Origin of the sequence: Burkholderia sp. BCC0322, from assembly GCF_902833045.1 — a bacterium.
Classification (GTDB): Bacteria; Pseudomonadota; Gammaproteobacteria; order Burkholderiales; family Burkholderiaceae; genus Burkholderia.
The window spans coordinates 1-2,160 of sequence record NZ_CADFDU010000030.1 but is presented as its reverse complement, the minus strand read 5'-3'; the positions used below and the strand labels follow the sequence as shown (position 1 = coordinate 2,160).

At 61.2% G+C, this 2,160-nt stretch carries 2 protein-coding genes and 1 pseudogene; all 3 read left to right on the top strand.

What is annotated here, in order from left to right:
- Positions 1 to 367, top strand: a pseudogene (locus tag HWX39_RS35415) (transposase); the annotation flags it as partial.
- 161 nt (positions 368 to 528) lie between these two features.
- Complete coding sequence (locus HWX39_RS35410) at positions 529 to 1,449, top strand: hypothetical protein (RefSeq protein ID WP_175972107.1); 921 nt, start codon at positions 529 to 531, stop codon at positions 1,447 to 1,449.
- A 63-nt stretch (positions 1,450 to 1,512) separates the two neighbouring features.
- The coding region (locus HWX39_RS35405; RefSeq protein ID WP_175972106.1) for a transposase at positions 1,513 to 2,160 on the top strand (648 nt) is incomplete at its 3' end.

Sequence of the window (2,160 nt, the reverse complement as noted above, 5' to 3'; positions counted from 1 at the left end):
AATGACCGCGCAGCGCTGAATGGCATCCTGTATGTGCTGCAAACCGGTATTCCTTAGGAAGACTTGCCGCAAGAGCTCGGTTTCGGCAGCAGTATGACGTGCTGGCGACGTCTACGAGACTGGCAAGTGGTGGCGTGTGGGCGCGATTGCATTTGGCGATGCGATGCTCCGTCGATTGCGCGAGCACCACCAGATTGATTGGGAGCGGACAAGTCTTGATGGCGCCAGTGTTTCCAGCCCCCGGGGACCAGGAAACCGGCCCTAACCCGACGGATCGAGGAAAGCGTGGGGCGAAGCGCACATCGACGTAGACGCTCGCGGTATCCCACCAGCCGTCACGGTCACGGGCGCCAACCGACACGAGTCGACCAAAGTCAGCCCCTAACGCTTGACGAAAAACATAGCCTCCCACAATGAAGTCAGATTTTTCTTATTGGCAAGCGCGGTCGCATTGACAACAATGGCATGAACGCAGGTATCTGCTTGGTCTCGTGCTTTGCGCGTATGCCGTGCGACAAACTTTAAATCATGGATCGATCACCGCTCGTCAACGTCGAAGGTGAGCTCGCCCGCCCCCGGCTTATGCCGCTCGATGGCATTCCTTTCGGCCACGAGTGGACGTTTCTCGGCACGCGTGACGCACCCATCGGCGAGTGTCGCCTCGCCGGGATCAAGACATCGTGCATCGACGTCAACACACCACATCGAACCTGCCATTGGTGGCCGCTGAACGGTACCGCGCAGGGGCCGGCAGCAAGCCCATCGCGCGCGGAGTTGCCTGCAGCGGCGCCCAGCTCCGCGTCCCGCTTGCGGCTCGCGACAGCCGCTGCTTGCTGGAGCGTCAGCGCGCTGAGCATCATCGGCTGGCTGATCGTGGCGCATACGCCGAGGTCGAACAGCTTGGCGCTGTCAAAGGCAACGCAATCCGGCACCGTCACACCCCAGCCCGCTACGCAGCCGCGGGCAGCCACGCTTGCCCGCGCCACCGCACAGGCCGAGCGGCATCGCACAATCACGCAGCCTGCAAACGCGCAGATGGCAGTCGACGTATCAAATCCGTCCGTCGAAGCGCCGAGCCGCGGCCCAGCACGCAATATGCAACGACTCGCCGCAACTTCCCCGCCGCAATCGCACGCAAGCGATAGGCGTTCGGTTGCCGCAGCGGCACACGACGATTCGCCCGCGTTGCAACGAGTCGCCACACGCACGCAGCCAGCGCGGCACCCGGCAAGCGCTTCGTCGCAAAATGTCTACGCGAACGCCGCGCCGGCACCGGTACCCGCCCCCGACTCGCTTGACGATCCGCGCACGTTGATCGCACTGGCCAACACATTGCGCGCCGAACGGCCGCCGGTCGTGGGCGACGCGCCGGTGGCTCCCGGTTTTGACTGGACGGCCAACCTGACCCATCGACGCTTGACCGACGCGCCGGACACGTTCGCGCACTGACAAAATGCTGCCTTGAACGCAGGGGGATGCGGACAAAATCTTGGACTACTTTGGAGGTAGTCCATGTATTCATACGAAGAGCGTGTTCGGGCGGTCGAGCTGTACCTGAAGCTCGGGAAGCGCATCAAGGCAACCATCCGCCAGTTGGGTTACCCGACGAAGAATTCTCTCAAGGCGTGGTGTGACGAATTCGAAAAGAGTGGCGATCTGCAGAAGGGGTATGTTCGCGTAAAGCCGAAGTACTCAGAGGAGCAGAAGAACTCGGCACTCGAGCATTACGTCAACCACGGGCGCTGCATTACCTTCACCCTCAGGGCATTGGGCTATCCCTGTCGCGAGATACTGTCGAGGTGGGTTCGTGAGCGCTATCCGGAAACCAAGAAATGCGTGGTTAGCAAGGCGGGCAGACCGGCCGTGTCATTGGCGTCCAAGCAGGCCGCAGTGTACGAACTGTGCACACGGGAAGGAAGTGCACAGGCGGTGGCGCGAAAGCTGGACGTCGACAGGGTGACACTGTACAACTGGAAGAACCAGTTACTCGGCCGAGAGGCTCCTGCATCCATGAAACGCGACAAGGGGTCACCCGCAGAGACAAATCGGGACGAACTGGAGCGGCAGGTCGAAGAGCTCCGGCGCGACATTCGCAATCTGCAGCTTGAACACGACCTGTTGAAGAAGGCGAATGAACTCCTAAAAAAAGACCTGGGCGTC